The organism is Pyrobaculum calidifontis JCM 11548 (genome assembly GCF_000015805.1).
GTDB classification, from domain to species: Archaea; Thermoproteota; Thermoprotei; order Thermoproteales; family Thermoproteaceae; genus Pyrobaculum; species Pyrobaculum calidifontis.
This window is the reverse complement of sequence record NC_009073.1, coordinates 270,247-285,386: the sequence shown is the minus strand read 5'-3', so window position 1 is coordinate 285,386 and position 15,140 is coordinate 270,247. Positions and strand designations below refer to the sequence as shown.

The 15,140-nt window shown below is 59.4% G+C and carries 22 protein-coding genes and 1 pseudogene; 8 read left to right on the top strand and 15 right to left on the bottom strand.

Annotated elements, in window-relative coordinates:
• Positions 1–123: 123 nt before the first annotated feature.
• Positions 124–591 carry a PaREP1 family protein gene (locus PCAL_RS01570; RefSeq protein WP_011848984.1) on the top strand — a complete coding sequence of 156 codons (468 nt, stop codon included), beginning with the start codon at positions 124–126 and terminating at the stop codon, positions 589–591.
• A 42-nt stretch (positions 592–633) separates the two neighbouring features.
• A pseudogene (locus tag PCAL_RS01565) lies at positions 634–1,101 on the top strand (PaREP1 family protein).
• On the opposite strand, the gene PCAL_RS01560 reads toward PCAL_RS01565, so the two are convergent.
• Positions 1,065–1,247: a hypothetical protein gene (locus PCAL_RS01560; protein ID WP_193322805.1), complete on the bottom strand. Its 183-nt coding sequence runs from the start codon at positions 1,245–1,247 to the stop codon at positions 1,065–1,067. The pseudogene PCAL_RS01565 and the gene PCAL_RS01560 overlap by 37 nt on opposite strands.
• A gap of 140 nt (positions 1,248–1,387) precedes the next feature.
• Here PCAL_RS01560 and PCAL_RS01555 point away from each other — a divergent pair, with 140 nt between their 5' ends.
• Positions 1,388–1,576 carry a hypothetical protein gene (locus tag PCAL_RS01555; protein WP_193322804.1) on the top strand — a complete coding sequence of 63 codons (189 nt, stop codon included), beginning with the start codon at positions 1,388–1,390 and terminating at the stop codon, positions 1,574–1,576.
• A gap of 18 nt (positions 1,577–1,594) precedes the next feature.
• On the opposite strand, the gene PCAL_RS11665 is transcribed toward PCAL_RS01555, so the two are convergent.
• Genes PCAL_RS11665 through PCAL_RS01540 form a run of 4 tightly spaced genes read right to left on the bottom strand, consistent with a single transcriptional unit; the run spans position 1,595 to position 3,055 of the window.
• A complete protein-coding gene (locus PCAL_RS11665; protein ID WP_264317710.1) occupies positions 1,595–1,723 on the bottom strand; it encodes a hypothetical protein in 129 nt (42 codons plus the stop codon).
• A gap of 20 nt (positions 1,724–1,743) precedes the next feature.
• The gene (locus PCAL_RS01550; protein WP_011848982.1) at positions 1,744–1,971 is read right to left on the bottom strand and encodes a hypothetical protein; all 228 of its coding nucleotides are present in this window, start codon (positions 1,969–1,971) and stop codon (positions 1,744–1,746) included.
• A 22-nt stretch (positions 1,972–1,993) separates the two neighbouring features.
• Positions 1,994–2,239 (bottom strand): hypothetical protein, encoded by a 246-nt coding sequence (locus tag PCAL_RS01545; protein ID WP_011848981.1) that lies wholly within the window; start codon positions 2,237–2,239, stop codon positions 1,994–1,996.
• A 6-nt stretch (positions 2,240–2,245) separates the two neighbouring features.
• Complete coding sequence (locus PCAL_RS01540) at positions 2,246–3,055, bottom strand: SPL family radical SAM protein (protein ID WP_011848980.1); 810 nt, start codon at positions 3,053–3,055, stop codon at positions 2,246–2,248.
• A gap of 40 nt (positions 3,056–3,095) precedes the next feature.
• Between PCAL_RS01540 and PCAL_RS01535 the strand changes: the two genes are divergently transcribed.
• Positions 3,096–3,554, top strand: a complete 459-nt coding sequence (locus tag PCAL_RS01535; RefSeq protein WP_011848979.1) for a vitamin K epoxide reductase family protein — start codon at positions 3,096–3,098, stop codon at positions 3,552–3,554.
• A 67-nt stretch (positions 3,555–3,621) separates the two neighbouring features.
• On the top strand, positions 3,622–4,203 hold the full coding sequence (locus tag PCAL_RS01530) for a hypothetical protein (protein WP_011848978.1): 582 nt from the start codon (positions 3,622–3,624) through the stop codon (positions 4,201–4,203).
• Positions 4,204–4,216: 13 nt separating this feature from the next.
• Here PCAL_RS01530 and PCAL_RS01525 read toward each other — a convergent pair whose 3' ends face one another.
• From PCAL_RS01525 to PCAL_RS01515, 3 genes are all read right to left on the bottom strand, one after another.
• Positions 4,217–5,395 (bottom strand): aspartate aminotransferase family protein, encoded by a 1,179-nt coding sequence (locus PCAL_RS01525; protein ID WP_011848977.1) that lies wholly within the window; start codon positions 5,393–5,395, stop codon positions 4,217–4,219.
• Positions 5,396–5,542: 147 nt separating this feature from the next.
• Complete coding sequence (locus tag PCAL_RS01520) at positions 5,543–5,698, bottom strand: hypothetical protein (RefSeq protein ID WP_193322802.1); 156 nt, start codon at positions 5,696–5,698, stop codon at positions 5,543–5,545.
• 219 nt (positions 5,699–5,917) lie between these two features.
• The gene (locus PCAL_RS01515) at positions 5,918–6,058 is read right to left on the bottom strand and encodes a hypothetical protein (protein WP_193322801.1); all 141 of its coding nucleotides are present in this window, start codon (positions 6,056–6,058) and stop codon (positions 5,918–5,920) included.
• 27 nt (positions 6,059–6,085) lie between these two features.
• Here PCAL_RS01515 and PCAL_RS01510 point away from each other — a divergent pair, with 27 nt between their 5' ends.
• Positions 6,086–6,538 (top strand): PaREP1 family protein, encoded by a 453-nt coding sequence (locus PCAL_RS01510; protein WP_193322800.1) that lies wholly within the window; start codon positions 6,086–6,088, stop codon positions 6,536–6,538.
• A 167-nt stretch (positions 6,539–6,705) separates the two neighbouring features.
• On the opposite strand, the gene PCAL_RS01505 is transcribed toward PCAL_RS01510, so the two are convergent.
• Together PCAL_RS01505 and PCAL_RS01500 are read right to left on the bottom strand one after the other, a co-directional pair.
• Positions 6,706–7,098 (bottom strand): hypothetical protein, encoded by a 393-nt coding sequence (locus tag PCAL_RS01505; RefSeq protein ID WP_193322799.1) that lies wholly within the window; start codon positions 7,096–7,098, stop codon positions 6,706–6,708.
• 648 nt (positions 7,099–7,746) lie between these two features.
• The gene (locus PCAL_RS01500; RefSeq protein WP_011848974.1) at positions 7,747–8,334 is read right to left on the bottom strand and encodes a hypothetical protein; all 588 of its coding nucleotides are present in this window, start codon (positions 8,332–8,334) and stop codon (positions 7,747–7,749) included.
• Positions 8,335–8,420: 86 nt separating this feature from the next.
• Here PCAL_RS01500 and PCAL_RS01495 point away from each other — a divergent pair, with 86 nt between their 5' ends.
• Positions 8,421–9,257, top strand: coding sequence for an AAA family ATPase (locus PCAL_RS01495; RefSeq protein ID WP_011848973.1), 837 nt, complete (start codon positions 8,421–8,423; stop codon positions 9,255–9,257).
• 396 nt (positions 9,258–9,653) lie between these two features.
• Positions 9,654–10,184: a hypothetical protein gene (locus PCAL_RS01490; protein WP_193322798.1), complete on the top strand. Its 531-nt coding sequence runs from the start codon at positions 9,654–9,656 to the stop codon at positions 10,182–10,184.
• On the opposite strand, the gene PCAL_RS01485 is transcribed toward PCAL_RS01490, so the two are convergent.
• Genes PCAL_RS01485 through cmr4 form a run of 5 tightly spaced genes read right to left on the bottom strand, consistent with a single transcriptional unit; the run spans position 10,167 to position 15,118 of the window.
• Complete coding sequence (locus PCAL_RS01485) at positions 10,167–11,936, bottom strand: TM1812 family CRISPR-associated protein (RefSeq protein WP_226951980.1); 1,770 nt, start codon at positions 11,934–11,936, stop codon at positions 10,167–10,169. The two genes, PCAL_RS01490 and PCAL_RS01485, sit on opposite strands and share 18 nt — an antisense overlap.
• Complete coding sequence (gene cmr6 / locus PCAL_RS01480; protein WP_011848970.1) at positions 11,858–12,652, bottom strand: type III-B CRISPR module RAMP protein Cmr6; 795 nt, start codon at positions 12,650–12,652, stop codon at positions 11,858–11,860. Before cmr6 ends, PCAL_RS01485 begins: the two co-directional genes overlap by 79 nt.
• Positions 12,643–13,806: an RAMP superfamily CRISPR-associated protein gene (locus tag PCAL_RS01475; RefSeq protein WP_011848969.1), complete on the bottom strand. Its 1,164-nt coding sequence runs from the start codon at positions 13,804–13,806 to the stop codon at positions 12,643–12,645. Before PCAL_RS01475 ends, cmr6 begins: the two co-directional genes overlap by 10 nt.
• Complete coding sequence (gene cmr5, locus PCAL_RS01470) at positions 13,803–14,228, bottom strand: type III-B CRISPR module-associated protein Cmr5 (RefSeq protein WP_193322796.1); 426 nt, start codon at positions 14,226–14,228, stop codon at positions 13,803–13,805. The genes PCAL_RS01475 and cmr5 overlap by 4 nt, the downstream gene beginning before the upstream one ends.
• Positions 14,216–15,118 carry a type III-B CRISPR module RAMP protein Cmr4 gene (gene cmr4 / locus PCAL_RS01465; protein ID WP_011848967.1) on the bottom strand — a complete coding sequence of 301 codons (903 nt, stop codon included), beginning with the start codon at positions 15,116–15,118 and terminating at the stop codon, positions 14,216–14,218. The genes cmr5 and cmr4 overlap by 13 nt, the downstream gene beginning before the upstream one ends.
• Positions 15,119–15,140: the final 22 nt, after the last annotated feature.

Here is a 15,140-nt window from a genome sequence, read left to right as displayed (position 1 = left end):
TCACCGGGGCCCTCCTTGAGTTGGCACAACGGCGAGGCTTGGGAGTCGGCGACTGCCCCATTACGGCCCCTTTAAGCCAGATAGCTCGGCATTAGCTATTTATAGGGAGGTACCGAGTTGTACGTGATCCCCGCCGCGGTGCTTTCTAGGCTTGAGGAGGAGGCAAGGGCCAGGGGGAAGTCCCTGGCAGAGGTCTTATTGGAGAAACTCGCCATAGACCCAGCCGCCAAAGCCGAGGCCTACCTAGAACTCCACGAAAAGTACCTCGCCGAGGCCGAAGAGTTGTACAAGAAGGGCGACCTCTTGCAGGCGGGGGAGAAGTACTGGGGGGCCGTGGCGGCTCTTTTAAACGCCATAGGCGAACTGCTGGGGGTAGAGCACTACAGCCACAGAGACTACCAACTGATCATAACCCGCATCTACCGCGAGACGGGGGACATAGACGTAGTTAGGCTTTTCCGAATGGCCGAGGCCCTCCACGCCAACTTCTATCACAACTTCCTCGACCGTGACCTCTTCGAGCGACATAGAGAGGACGCGTTGGCCCTCGTGGAGAGGCTCAAACGGTATATATCGCTTAAGAGGAGGTAGGCCGTGGCGGTGCTCTCCCCAGCGCTGGTAGAGGCGTTGAAAATGGCGGCCGGTGGCAAAGACATAGAGCTTTTCCTCGCCGAGTTGTTAGTTTAACGCTTGGATCCTCGGGAGAGGGTTGAGATGTACTTAAAGCTCTCGGAGGACTACTTGAGGGAGACTGAAGACCTTTACGCAAAGGGCAATCTCCCACAGGCTGGGGAGAAGCACCGGGGCGCAGTGGCCGCGTTGTTTAACGCAGTGGGAGAGGCACTGGGCCTAGACCACTACAGCCACAGAGACTACCAGCTGATAATCCAGCGAATCTACAGAGACACGCGCGACGTGGAGGTCCTCCGCCTCTTCGGCATGGCCGAGAGACTCCACGCCAACTTCTATCACAATTTCTTAGACAAGGAGACGTTTTACCGCCACCAAGAAGACGCCTCGGCTCTGATCGAGAAGCTAAGGCGGTACCTCGACGTTATAACGTGTCAGCCGCACGTGGGGGCATCCCACTCGAGGACGTAGTCGAGCCTGTCCGCTATACGTCTCGCCACAGACATTGCCAACTCGCGGTGGCGGCGCACGGCGACTAGTCTCCACCCACCGCCGACGATTTTGCGTGTAGTCAGGTAAACTCTCCGCTTTCTCATATTCACGTATATGTAATACACAGGTAAAGAATAACCCAGGGATTTAAATCCATCAGGTAAAACCTGCCGACGCTTGCAAGTTATTCGCTTAGGCGCCAGTGTGGTCTCACATGATCTACGTAATATTGTAATATTTATATATAAACAGTATTACCATGCACGTGAGAGTTGTCGATGCTTTTGAAGAGTTTAAGCGACGCCTAGCAAAGCACGGAGTGGTGCCCGAGACCACAGTCTCCGAGGCACTGGATCGGCTGAGAGCCTCTGACCCAGAGTTAGCAGATGTACTAAGGGCCATCGTCTTGTTTACAGTGCACAGAGGCCGAGGCCTGGCGGCTGACTCTCACTAGATGCTAACCGGCCTCGTCTTAACGCAGGCGACGCGGGAGCCGTGGACACGCGGCGTCTACTGCCTCTGGGAGGTAGGGGAGGGCCCAGGGGTGGCCGTAGTGGTATACAAGGGCGTGCCAGCCAGTCAGCGCGCAGATGCGCGGCACAGCGCAGTGTTGCAACAGCCTCATATCTTGACCCCAGCCCTAGCCGCCGCCTTTCTCAGCTCTTTTAAAAGCCCAGCCTCCTCGGCCCTTCTGCGCAGGTAGTCGAAGTCTGAGACAAGGCGCAGTAGCTTCACGGCGTCTTTCAAGTCCTTTTCTCTACCCATGATCTTCATCATCACGAGGTCCTCTACCGAGGGCACTTTAAACGTGCCGTAGCTATTCGCCCTTCTCCTAAGTTCGTCGTCCACCGGCAACGCCGCTTAGTTTATTCTATGCGAATCCGTGGGCCCCCTCGACGGAGAAGCCCCACCAGCTCCACCGCACGTCGAGGCCCAATTCGCGGAGACGCCTAGTTAAGCGGTCCCTCAACTGAGGCGTGTAGGGGGCGTCGATCATGAGGTCCCAGCCCCTCGTCTCGCGAACCACGCCGTAGAACGCCATGGCCCTCGCGCCTATTAAGTATACCTCAAGACCCTCAGCATTCAACACCTCCACCACGGCCGCCAACACGTCCACGAAGCGCTATGTGCTGGCTTTAAAAGCGGCTCTGCGCTCCTCTTCTGCGTCTATGCAACGGGCCCCGTACCGCGCGCATATGGCCTCCACCGTCTTCTTCACCTCGGCCCACCAGCTGGGGGTCGCGGCGACTGGCCTATACTTGGCGGCTAAGTAGGCGTCTGCGCGCGGCTTGGGGCGGTAGCGGTCGTAGTAGAGCTCAGAGCCGGTCTCGTGGGCCAGCTTCACCACGGGCTCTATGTCCTCTGCGCCGTCGTTGAAGCCGGGGATTATGGGGCCGAGAAATATCCACGTCTTTACCCCCGCGGCGGCCAGCTTCCGCACCGCCTGCGCCCTGGCGTAGGGGTGGGCAGCCATGGGCTCCAAAATCCTCGCCTTGTCGGCCAGCGTCGTGATGGTGACCCCCACGTCCACAGCCTCTCTGTGGGCAACCAAGACGTCTACGTCGCGGACCACCATGCCCGACTTCGTCTGAATCGACACGCGGAACCCCGCCCCGGCGAGGATTGAAACTGCGCCGCGGGTCAGCTTGTACTTCGCCTCGGGGGGCTGGTAGGGGTCTGTCACCGTGGACAAGCCCACCACCCCCGGCCTAACCCTCCCCACCTCGCGCCTCAGCACCTCGAGCAGATTCACCTTTACATACACCACGCTCCCCCACGCCGCGGCCGGGGGCCCCCTGGTGTAATCCATGGCGTAGCAGTAGAGACAGCCGTGGAGACAGCCCACGTAGGGGTTGAGAGCGTAGTCGTACTCCGGGAGGCCAGAGGGGGCAAGAGCCCTCTTAACCCTCACCTCGTAAACTCTCACACACATAGACGCGTTAACACTTTTTAAACTGGCCCCAGCAACCCACATGGGCAAGGGATGGCTAATCCTCCTCCTCGCCTTCTCCGCAGGCGGCCTCGCCTCGTCCCTCCTCGTGATATACCTATTCTACCTCCTCAAGACGTTGCCGCCGGGGTGCTTCGCAGAGACGGAGCTCCTCCCGGGGGTCACCCTAGACTGCGTCAAAGTCCTCACCTCCTCCTACGCCTACATAGGGCCAATCCCCCTCGACGTAGCCGCCGCGGCGTGGTTCATGGTAAACATAGCCGCCGCCCTCTGGCTATACCGCACCCTAAGCAGGCGGGCCGCCGCCTTCATCTTCTGGTGGCGCCTCCTCGGCCTCGCAATACTACCCTACCTACTATACCTAGAATTCGCAGTCCTAAAGGCAGTATGCCTATACTGCACAATCATGCACATAATGATAATAGCAGACTTCGCAGTGATAACCCTCTTCCTACGCCGCGTCTCACCACTACTCCGCTGAGCAGACGGCGACGTTAAAACAACCCACGCCTCGGCACACATATAAAAAGTGGGGCAATGGACCATATGTGAGGGAGGTACCCGTTGTCGCGGTTGCTACGGCGGTAGCAGTAGTGCTGATCGTCGTCGCAGTCAACAACGCGGTTAACAGCGCAGTCAAAGAGTCGGCCGGGTGGATTATTGAGCTCAGGCTGTACTCGCCCTACAAAACATTTGAGGAGAGATACTACTATCTAAATGGAGAATTGTACAAGTACGACGATGGGGCCTACTGGAGGATGGGCAAAGTCGTGCGCATAAGAGTTGAAAACATAACGGCGGGAGGCTTCGAGCTAGTCTTTCTGCGATACCGCGGCGCCCCGCCGCCGACAAACGACACCCTGGTAAAGGCGTCTTTCCAAGTCATCCGCGACAGCCACATCTACAACGTCACCATTGAGACACGGTACTCACAGCTACTAGCCGCGCTAAACGCCATGTGCAAAGGGCCAGACAACAAAGTCGTGACGCTACCCTTCGCCGACGTCGTAGTAGACTATCGGGTGGTATCAAAGACGGAGACAAAGGCAATAGACTTGGGCAGAGTGGCGGTAAACGCCGCAGGAGACATGTGCGCAGTCTACATCGACAAAGTCGAGATACACAAATAGGCGCGCCACGCCGTCACGTGGCGGTCGCAAGCGGGCTTCCCCCCGCCGCCTCTGCCGCCCTCAGCACCTGCTCCACCGCGGCGGCCACCACCTCCACATCCTCTCTGGTGATCATGTAGGGGGGCAAGAAGCGGAGGGTGTTCACCCCGGCGGTCAGGGCCAGGACCCCCCTCTCCAAGAGCGGGCGGATGAACTGGTCCGCCTTCACTCTGAGCTCTAGGCCCAACATGAGGCCCGCCCCCTTGACTCTCACCGCCAGGCGGCTGTTTATGGACTGGAGAGCCTTGGCCAACTCGGCCCCCATGGCCTCGGCCTTGGCTGGGACGTCCTCCTCGCGGAGTAGCCTAGAGGCGGCGGCCGCCGCGGCCATCACCACCGCGTTGCCGGCGAAGGTGGAGCCGTGCTCCCCCGGCTCAAACACGTCGCCGAACTCCTCCCTCGCCACCGCCAGCCCTATGGGCAGGCCCCCCGCCACGGGCTTCCCCGCAGTGAATATGTCAGGCTCTACGCCGTAGCGCTGGAAAGCCCACACAGCGCCCGTCCTCCCAAACCCCGTCTGAACCTCGTCAATGATCAAGAGGGCCCCCTTGCGGGTAGCCTCCTCCCGGAGGGCCTTGAGGAACTCCGGGGTGGCCGGGTTCACCCCGCCCTCGCCCTGTATGGGCTCCACCACCACGCAGCAGGTGTCCTCCCCTACCACCTTGTCCACCTCGTGGGGCACGTTGAATTTGCCAAACCGCACGTGGGGGTACAGGGGCTCGAAGGCCTTGCGGTACTTCTCGTTCCACGTGATGGAGAGAGAGCCCATGGTCCTCCCGTGGAAGCTGTTGGTAAAGGCAACGATGGTGGGCCTCCTAGTGACCTTCTTGGCGATTTTTACAGCCACCTCCACCGCCTCTGTGCCAGTGTTCTGCAGAAACACTACGCCGAAGCCGGCAGGGAGAAGGCGGGAAAACTCCTCGATAAACCTCTCCCTCGCCGGCGTGTAGAAGTTCAACGGCGCAACCCACAGCTCCTCCACCTGCCTCTTCACAGCCTCGACGATCTTGGGATTGGCGTGGCCGAGGAAGGCCACCCCGTGATTCGTGTTACAGTCCACGTAGCGCCTCCCCGAGTCGTCCCACACATACTGCAGGTACCCCCTCACAAGCCTAATCCCATACTCCCTGTAGTACCTAGCAATGCGGGCCATTGCCCCAGAAATCCACTAGCTTAAAAACTTCAACACCCCCCGAAGCCACTTCCTCACCTCCTCCACCACCAGCGCCCTCCCCACGTCCACCTTCCACGCCCCTCCCCCTGAGAAACCACCTCCCCCACCGCGTCGAGACCAGAGTCGCTAAACACGGCGTAGGCCTCCCTCAGCCATCTCCCTAACCAGCTCAATGTACTGCGCAAGGACAGCCGCGTTCCTCGGCGCCCTCCAAAGCCTAAGTAGCCCCTCGTCAAACAGCCGCTCAACGCCCGGCGCCTGTCGCGAGTAGGCCTCGCCCAATACACCACCCCGCCCCCCTTAACCAAGGCCAAGAGAAAGACAGCCACAAGCGCTCCTCCAAGACGGCGCCAAGCCACGTCTTACTCACACCCCCACTAGTCGGCCCCTTCCTACCACGCCGCCGTCCAAGTCGGCGACGATGAGGGGATACCTCGGGTCAACCTCAGGCGGCCCCCACCTCTCTCACAGCGGTCACACGTACACCTCCAAGCGGCAAGCTTAGCCAAAAGGCCCAGCACAGTGGGGCCCCCTCCTCCACAGCCACCGCCCCCCAGCCGCCGCGGCGCGGACAAGCTCCACCTGCCACTCCTCGTCCAACGTCACATCGCCCACTCCGCCCCTAATCAACGCCACCTCCACGTCTACGAGAAACAGGCTTATAAATACGTGAAGGCACGGCGCCATGGGGTAGCCCCCGACGTGGACCACCTCGCCGCGCTGAGGCTCTCCGAAGCCAAGGCAGAGGCGGCACTCGCGGCAGAACTTCTACAAGCCGGCGCCATCCGCGACGCCGCAGGCAAGGCCTTTCAAGCCTGGAAGGCGTACATATCCCACCTCGCCATAAGACACAGGGAGTTGCTCGCGGAGGCGGCGCCGCGAGGAGAGGTGGACTACGCCGAGTGGACGGCGCCCACGTCGCGCCTGTTGCAAATAGCCGCGGCGCTCGAGGCAGTGGAGCCGGGGGTCTCCGCCTACACAGCCCTCGCGCTCCAGCTACACGAGTACCAGTACAACGGGCCAGACCCCTCCGGCGTGTTGAGCAACTTCCCAGACGACGAGACAGCCAAAGAGGCCGTAGCCGCGCTACTGGAGGAGCTAAAGAGGAGAGTGGGGTTCTGACGACCCCACCGCGCCCACAGTTGGCACATGGGGCGTCTGAGGCCACAAGTGCACCATATACACGACCGCCTCAAAATGCGGCCAACGCGAGCTTCACCCACCCCACAGCCCCACGCTACATGGCCACAACAGTTGAAGCAAATGAGCTAAAACACGCCGCCTCCCAGCTACGTCAACCACGTCGCCGAACTGCCCCAACGCGACCCCCCAAAGTACTTCGCCGCGCTTGGCCACCTGGCCGTTAATAACCGCGCCGCTTCTTCAATGGCCATCTCCACCTCAAATGGGAGGTATCGCCACGTGGGCGAGCCCCTGCACCTCTTCGCGAGGTAGTGGGCCATGGCCAACGCCTTGGCGACGGCAACGACGACTGTCCTAACGTCCACCGGCCTTGGTATCAGGCGCCTAAGCCTCGCCGACGCCGACAGAAGGTCCTCAAGTCGGCCTAGGTAGTGGGTGTCGCGGGCCCTCCACGACGTCTTGAAGTAGAGCCGGCGGCCGAGAAGCCACATATACCCACGCAGACCCCTCACCACGACGACGCCCAAGTAGAGGTACATAGGCGCGATGAAGGACACGGTTAAAACCCTTCCCATTTATGCTCGTCCCACTTTACAAACATCGAAATGTGTAAACGAAAAAGCCAATATAGGTCTTGGTCAAGAGCAAATACGACATACAACACAGCGGCAAACGCCGATGTGCACACTTTCTGCGGACAACCCTCCTTGACAGACATACAAACGTGACACTGCGATTGTGACCGCGAAGAATGGCGCGCTTACAACGACGTCTGCGTAAGTGGCACTGTGAAGAATGGCGTCTCACAACGCGGGACAACGGACGTACGTGTATGTAAAGAGGGGGTTGAAAAGGACGCGCCGACCCCACAAAAACGAGGGAAAAACTTAAAAAACCACAAGAGCCGAGGACATGAGCGGAGAATCCCCAAAGGGGGTAGAAAGGAAGTTGGGTGTAAACCGAGGTAAACTTAAACTGCCCCACTCAGAGAATCCCCAAAGGGGGTAGAAACTCAGCTTGTATCCCCGCGAAGTCCGCCAGCCCGCTGGCCAGCCACTGAGAATACACAAGGGGGGTAGAAGGGACTTAAGGAGGATAGAAGTTGTAAGTATGTTAAAGTGCGTCAGTAAATCTGAAGACTTATTCTGTAACGAGGGTCTTGTGCCGAAAATTGCCGAATTTAGGCGCTAGGGCGATACGCCTCCCGCCGCGATTTCTATCCCCAGGGCCTTGGCTGCCTCCACTGCGTCTCTATGCGCAATCAAGGCCGCGAGCACCTTCTTCGCCCCGCCCGCATCTATGCCCTTCAGCTTCTCCACGTGTTCCACCGTCGCCACGGCCGCGGCGTATATGAGGTGGGTTGCCCAGCCGATGTGGCACAGCGCGAGGCCCGGCCCCGCCTCCTCTGCCTCGCCCCCAAGCGCCTTGCACAGTGCGAGGGCAAAATCCCTCGCCATATCCCCCATGCGCTCCAGCGACACACGCACTAGGGCCATGAGCTCCCCCAGAGAGGCGTTGACCTCCCTCACCGCCGCCGACACGGCCCTCATAGTGTCTGTGTGCTCCTTCAACGCGTTGAGGTGGGCCTCCAGCAGGGAGGAGTGGTTGCGGAGAGTCTTAGAGTACCTGTCAATCATTAGGGAGACCTCCTCCAAGACCTCTATAATCCCCCGCATCTCCTGCAACACGCCCTCCACCCCCTCCCTAATCCCCGCGGCCACGCTCTCCCTAAACGCCCTCTTAACCTCCTCCAACTGGCGCCTAAAGTCGTCCATAGACTGTCATCCACACCTCTTTTAAGCCTTTCTGCCGGCCCTGGGGCGAAGGCGTTAATTTTTATATCGCCGACGAGTCATGTGCAATGCGTATTGAAAGGGTGTGCTTGAGGGACTTCTTGGCCGTGGGCGGCCAGTGCGTAGAGGTTGGGGGGCCGACCCTCCTCTACGGGCCCAACGGGGCTGGCAAGAGTTCCCTCATACTCGGCGTAGCGGCGTTGCTCTACGCAATATCCGGCGGCGTTCTGCGGGGCCTCGTGCCCGATAATCTGGCCCTCTGGGTCCGCCGCGGGGCCGAGGCGGGGGCCGTAGAGGCGGTGGTCGACGGGCGGAGGTACAGGCTGGAAATAGGCCGCGATACGTCGGTGTGGGTAGATAACGAGAAGCAGGGGTATCCGCCATTCAAGCTCATCGAAGCGCGCGTTGCCTATGTGGGGCCCTGCACGGCGGCGTGGGAGAGCTGGCGGTTCCACTTGTGCGAGGGCGCCGACCTAGAGGTGGAGGACCCCGAAGACGCCGAGTGGCTTAGGAGGGTGGGCGCAGTGGCGGGGGTGGAGGACGTGTACGGCGGCCGGGTGAAGGTCGGGGGGAGGTGGATCGACGTGCAGACCCTCGCCTACGGCTATAGGAGGGCCTTGGCCATGCTCATCGCCGCGCGGCGCGCAGACGTGCTCCTCGTAGAGGCCTTCGAGGCGGGGCTCCACTACGACTTGGCAGTCGACCTCATACAAGTGTTGAAGGAGACCAGCGCTTTAGTAATCGCTGAGTCTCACTTAATGGCCACTCTAAAGGCGGCGCTTGACGCCGGGTGGAGGGTCTACTACGTCGACGGCGGGGTCTTCCACCCCATAAAGGACGTATTCGACGTAGCGAAGTACGCCGAGAGGGAGAGGCTGGCCTATGCCGCAATATCCCGTACTTAAGCTCACAAACATACAGGCCCTCGCTTGCGGCTCCGAGCTTGGTTTTACATGTGATAAGCGGATATGTGTATGCACGCCCGACCAGAACAACACGAGCAAAATACCTGCATGCGAGGTGGTGGGGGATAAGATGCCAGACTGCTATCTAGTTGAGATTCTCGGGACAAAGCGCATAGCGATGGTAATTGAATGTAGATGCAACGTCCAGCCTGGCTCAAGGACGTTGAAGGAGCCGGCAAAGCTGGAAAAGGACGTAGATGCCAAATTCCAGAACTTCTCAGGACAAGGTTAGCGCATGGTGGTGATACTGCGTGGCGCGGGCAAAGGCGTGGAAGATGCGCTGAGGAAGAGGTGGGAAGTGGCGTACTGTGGAGAAAAGGTCTGCAGAGTGTGTTCATGGTGCTCCTAGTTGCCGTCAACTGTGGAGACGTAGAGGACGCGGCTAAGGCGCTTGGTTGCGCCGAGGCGCCGGGGGAAGTCGGCGACGTCGTCAACTGCGGCAGCTATGCTCTTTACATGAACCACAGGGGGGACGTATGCTACCTGGGCGTGACGTATCCAGAGCTGTGGAGGGGCTGGCAATACGACGTAGAAGTTGCGGCGAAGAGACTCGACGACTCGGAGGCGCGTGGGGTGTTGTGCAAGCTTTCGCACATTGCGCTTGTAGCAGCGGCCACGGCGGCTCCCAGCGTGCGGCCTGAGACAGAGGCCACGGTGTACCACCACGCCGAGTGGGTGTGGGTGAGGAAGGGGTACACGCCGCATGGGTCCGTCGCAAGTTTGGTGGTGGGATTGCTCCAGCAGATACACTATACCATGGACTTCTTCCCGCTGTTGATAGACGACGCTTTAAAGAGGCTGAATGGCGGAGAGGAGCTGTGCGGCGGCGTGCTTATACGCCTCGGGTCCTCACCCGCTACTCGCTAAAATGTTTATGACTCTCTCCACCTCCTTGCTGAAGCACAGGAGCTCTCCTTCCTCCTTGAGGGCGCCCCAATCAAGCTCGAACGAGAGGCCGGCGTGGGCGTAGAAATTCCTCGGGTTTGCGCCCTCGGCCTGCTGATCTGCGTCTTCTCTCTTCCCACATATAAACCCCTTGCCCCCCTCCAAGGGCTTACAATACTCACGATCTCTCGACTTCTCTTCTAGACTGTCTCTTACAGAGGATTCGTCTGACTTCTTCTTCCCCTCTAGGTAATTCCTTACGGAAGCCAATTCGTTTAGGTTTATCTCCCTGTAGGGCGGCGCATAGAATTGTTCTATGTATTTCTCTAACTCTTTAGTCGGGTAACACACGTATGGAGACCCTTCTATCATTCTTGGCGTTGCTAAACATCTGCCTAATCTGTTTAGTGATGAGTGTATAGAGGCAAAGGTTACAACGTCTGTGCCGATCTTTCTATTGCTACCCCATATGTAAGTTATTGCTATTTCATTCTTATCGCTTCTCTGCTCTATTCTAATTCCGCGCTTTTTCACTGTCTCGCCTATTTCAGCGAGCATGTCCTCATTGGAGCTGTGGGCGATGCTGAGGCTCCATCCAAGGATGCCGCGCAGAAAGAGAACTACAGACGCCGTTATGCTCTTCCACTTATCTTCGCCGAGTGCCCACTTTTGATTTAAGTAATTGACAATGCCTTTTAACCCCATGGTGAGAAATAGGTCTTCGACAAGGCTCCTTACCGGGTATAGGTTAATTGATGTATACGTCTCAGTCTCCGATTTGTGAGTATAAACCATTTCGAATCTTTCTACTAAGTGGATCTTTAGGCTCGGCGTTTCTTTGTCCGCTTGCTCAGCTTTATCTTTCTGCGCATCTCCGCCCTTTTGCGACTGGCACTCCCTTGATGGAGTTGGATATGGGTCAGAGTTGTAGGAGCATATGTCGAGTTTCTCCACCGGCTCCCCGTCGGCAATTCTGTGGATAAGATAAAGCGTGGCGGCTAATGGCACGGCTTCTTTTAAGGCGGTGACGAAGTAGTTTATGCCGTGTGACGTATCCACAAATATGGCAATTCTTTTATGACAACTCTTCTTGAGCGCCGACAGGATATAGTACACAAGCGTGCCCTTTAGCACGTCGTAGAACTGGTTGCCGCCTCTCCACGTCACTAACACTTCCTCTATCCATCTAGTGATGACGCCTGGCACAAAGTGAATCTTTGCCTCTTTACGTAATTCTTTCAGTCTATCTATAGTTTTTTGAGCCTCCGATGTCTTTCCTTCTAATTTAAGTAAAGTGTCAATTAAATTCTCATCTATGGTACAACTGTCATCATTACAGTTAAGTAGTAACTTTAATTGTTCAACTATTTCTTGTTTTACTGGTTTTTCTTTATTTTGAGGTTTGACTAAATTTACAATTATTGTGTCTTGAATAAATGCGTATAATTCCTTACTTACGCCTTGTACATAATCATATAATGCAAAAGCTACGGCCCAGTGTTTTTTATCGCTGTCTTGTCCGCCCTTTTCCTCGCCCACACTGCCCCGGCTTGGTATGACGTACTTAACTTCTCTATAGCCGCCCAGCGCCCCCATTGGTGCGACTATTAGCACGTAGTCGTAGGCCTTTAGGTCCTCGTGGCAGGGGGCCGGCGTCATGTCTGTCTTCTGAAGACGCCGTAGCTCAGCTGCGTCTTTGCCCCCAGGCCCCTTGTCAACACCTGTTGCAACCACCGCAGAGTCTCGCCCCAGCACTCCTGGCCCACCATCTGCCTAAAGGCGACTACGAAGGTGAAGGTGGTGCCGGCTGGGACCACGGGGAAGACTAGGGGGACCGGCCTCGCTTGGGCTTCAGAGATTTCGCCGGCGGTCTCTCTGTAGTGGGGCGTAATTACGTCGGGCTCCACCAGCCTCTCCCACCTCGTGGGATAGGCGTCTGTGAATATTAGGTCGCCCTCCTCCTCCGTCGTTCCGAACAGGTCCTCTGGCTCTATGCCGCACAGCGGGCTGACGGCGGCGGCCCTGGCCGCGCCTTTGAGGGAGCTGGCGGGGATGTAGGGGACGTTGAGTATTGGGTGCCACGCCAGGCCTATCTCTAGGGGGAGGTAGGGCCACTTCGTGTGTATTGTGAGGGGGGTCTCCAGGGTGAACTCGTACTTAAACGCCATCGCAGAGGCGCGGGAGACGGCGTCGAAGATCGCTTGTACGTAGCGCTCCACCTCCTCGCGGGCGGCCCTCGGCGGCTGTCTGTAGAGGTGCAAGACGGCCCTGCGGGAGAAGTCAGGTAGCCCCTCGCTCCTCTGCCGTGCCCCCTCGGGCTTTCCGATTTTCTGCCGCATCCACTCGAGGAAGGCGAGGTTTATGCAAGAGACGACGTTGTAGTCCTCTTGGCAGTAGCGGCTCAGCGGGTCGTCTCCCCCCGCAAACTCCCTCCTCCCCCTCACGGCCATATCTTCGTGACGTTGCTCCTCAGCCTTTGGGCGTATGCCGCGAACTCCTCCACCGCTGTCTTATACGCGTCTAAGATCTTCGCCTCGTCTATCCGTATCCTCTCACTGCCAGCGCCGCTCCACTCAATCTCCGTGGGCCAGTCGCCTGAGATTAACACGGTCAAGTAGCCGCGGCCGCCTCCCACCAGGTGCCGCTGTCCGTGGTAGGCCGCGATGATGGTGGACGCCCTCCTCTCCAGGGGGGACGTGTAGCCGGTGCCCCTCTGCTCTCTCGGGAGGCCTAGGACCCACGCGGCCAGCTTCTCTCTCAGGGGGTCGCGCGCGGCGTAGTTCCCCGTCAGCGCCTTCGCCCTTGCGGGGCGGAGGAAGAAGTTGTGGAGGTCCTCAAAGCCCAGCCCAGCCTCGTACACCGCGGCGAGCTCTGCGCCGCTCCACTTCTCCGCGGTTACCACCGGCATTGGGGGCAGGCCCTGAGGCCTCCCCGGGCACCTGTCCCTAATCAGCTCCGCCACGGCGGCCCTGACCTCTTCTACGAGCTTTGGGAGAGAGTTGGGCAGTTGGACCCCCCTGGCCTCTACTACGTCTAAGTCTCCCAGGGCCTTGCGGGAGCCCTTGCCGAGTCCGCTCAACGTAAGCGCCACGGCGAGGACGCCTACAGAGGCGTTGAACACCCTCCTGTCCACCTCCGCCTCTACTTCAATCTCGAACTCTCCCCCCACTGCGTATTCGACGTCGTTGTTTAACGTGAGGAGCTTAAACCTCTGCAGAGCGGCCTGCCGCCCGGCCACTCTCACGAGGCCCTCCCTGCGCCTGGCGACGCCCTTCTCGGGCCTGCGGAGGACTCTCACCCTCAGCCTAAACTGTGAGGCCTGCGCCCCCTCCTCCCCGGCGTATCCCAACCCCAGCGTCTTCCCAACGTGCCTCATCACGGCCTCCGCCTCCTCCCGCGTGGGGGCTAAGAAGACGTCCCTACCCCTTCTCCCCTTTAGGCACCCCCTCTCGTAGAGCACTCCGCCTACAAACGCCCTGGCCCACCAGCGCCAAACCCCTTTCACAGACGCGGGGCGGATGTAGAAACGCTCGTCGAGGACCCCCGGCTCGTACCAGCCCAGGGAGAGGGGGGTGGCGATTGTGGCTCTGAAGAGGGCCCTCATGCCTTAAAGTAGGCCTCGGCAAGCCTCTTTAGCCACTCGGCGGCTCGGTACGCCGCGGCGTTTAGCGCGGGGTCCTTCAGCTCGCCTAACGCGTCTAGGAGCGTTGTGGACTTCACATAGCCCCTCCTCCTCATCGCGTAGAGCAGTACCGCGCCGTAGAGGCCGTAGGACTTCTCCTCGGGGCCCCCGGCCTCCGCCAGCGCGGCCTTGACCACCTCGCCGCAGGTGGAATGCCTAAGCCCCGCCTCCACCGCCTTGGCGCCAGCCCGCGCCGCGGCTAGCGCCACTACGTGGGCCACCCCGAGGGTGAAGATCTCGGCGTGGAACGCGCGGCACCGCTGGGCGTACCTCCTCCTCACGTCGCCGTCGGCCGCCTCGGCCACCGCCTTGGTGCACTCAATTGCCACCTCTACCTCGTCCATATGTACACCGAGATGAGCCCTTTCCCAATCGTCTCCTTACCCCCGACCCACACGTTGGCCTTGTTCCCCTGCCCATTCGTCAACAGCTTTGTAAACTTTTCACATATCTCCTCCGCCTTTATCGTCGCGTCTTTGAGCGCCACGGGCCTACAAACCACCCCTGAGGCGAAGACGGTGAACTGGGGCACGTACTCCTCGCTCCACAGCGCGCCTTCTACCACTGTCTTCCTAGCGCTGTCCAGCCTCACTCTGTATTGGACAAGCGTGGACCTGTTCACCACCTCTTTAGCAACGTCGTCGCTGACCACGGCCAGGGCCTTCTTCGGGAGATCTCCCCCCAGCGCCTTGTCTAACTCCTCTATGAAGTCCCCCACCTCCCTCTTCACCTCCGCCTGGAGCTCCACCTCGTTCAGAAAGAGCCGTCCCCCGTGGAGGAGCGCGTGGTCCGACACCGCGGCCCTCCCCTCGCTCAAGCCCGCAGTAGCTTGAAGCAGGGCGCAGGCCTTTTCGGCAAGGGGCTGAAACGCGCCGAGGGCCTCGGCGTAGGTTACAAAGGTCCGCAACATGTGGGGAGAGGTCACGTAGGCCCATACCCCCCTCACGGAGCGGGCCGGGATGGCCAAAAGCCTGGCGTCTAACAGGGCGGCGCCGGAGGCGTGGTCGGGAGGCCCCCCGTCTGGGTCGGGGCCGAAGACGAGCTTGGCGTCGTTGGGCGAGCGGCTCCTCGCGTGGCTCTTCAAGCTGCCCTTAAGCGACGACGCCCATATGGTGGGCAGGCCGAACTCGTCTCGCTGCACTGGGAGGTCGACGTGGGCCCCCTCGGCCCTCCCCACGCCCACGTGCAGCGGCGTGACGGCGTATATGAGGAGCCCCCTGCTAACTCTGTCCATAGACTGTAAAAGATTTAATATT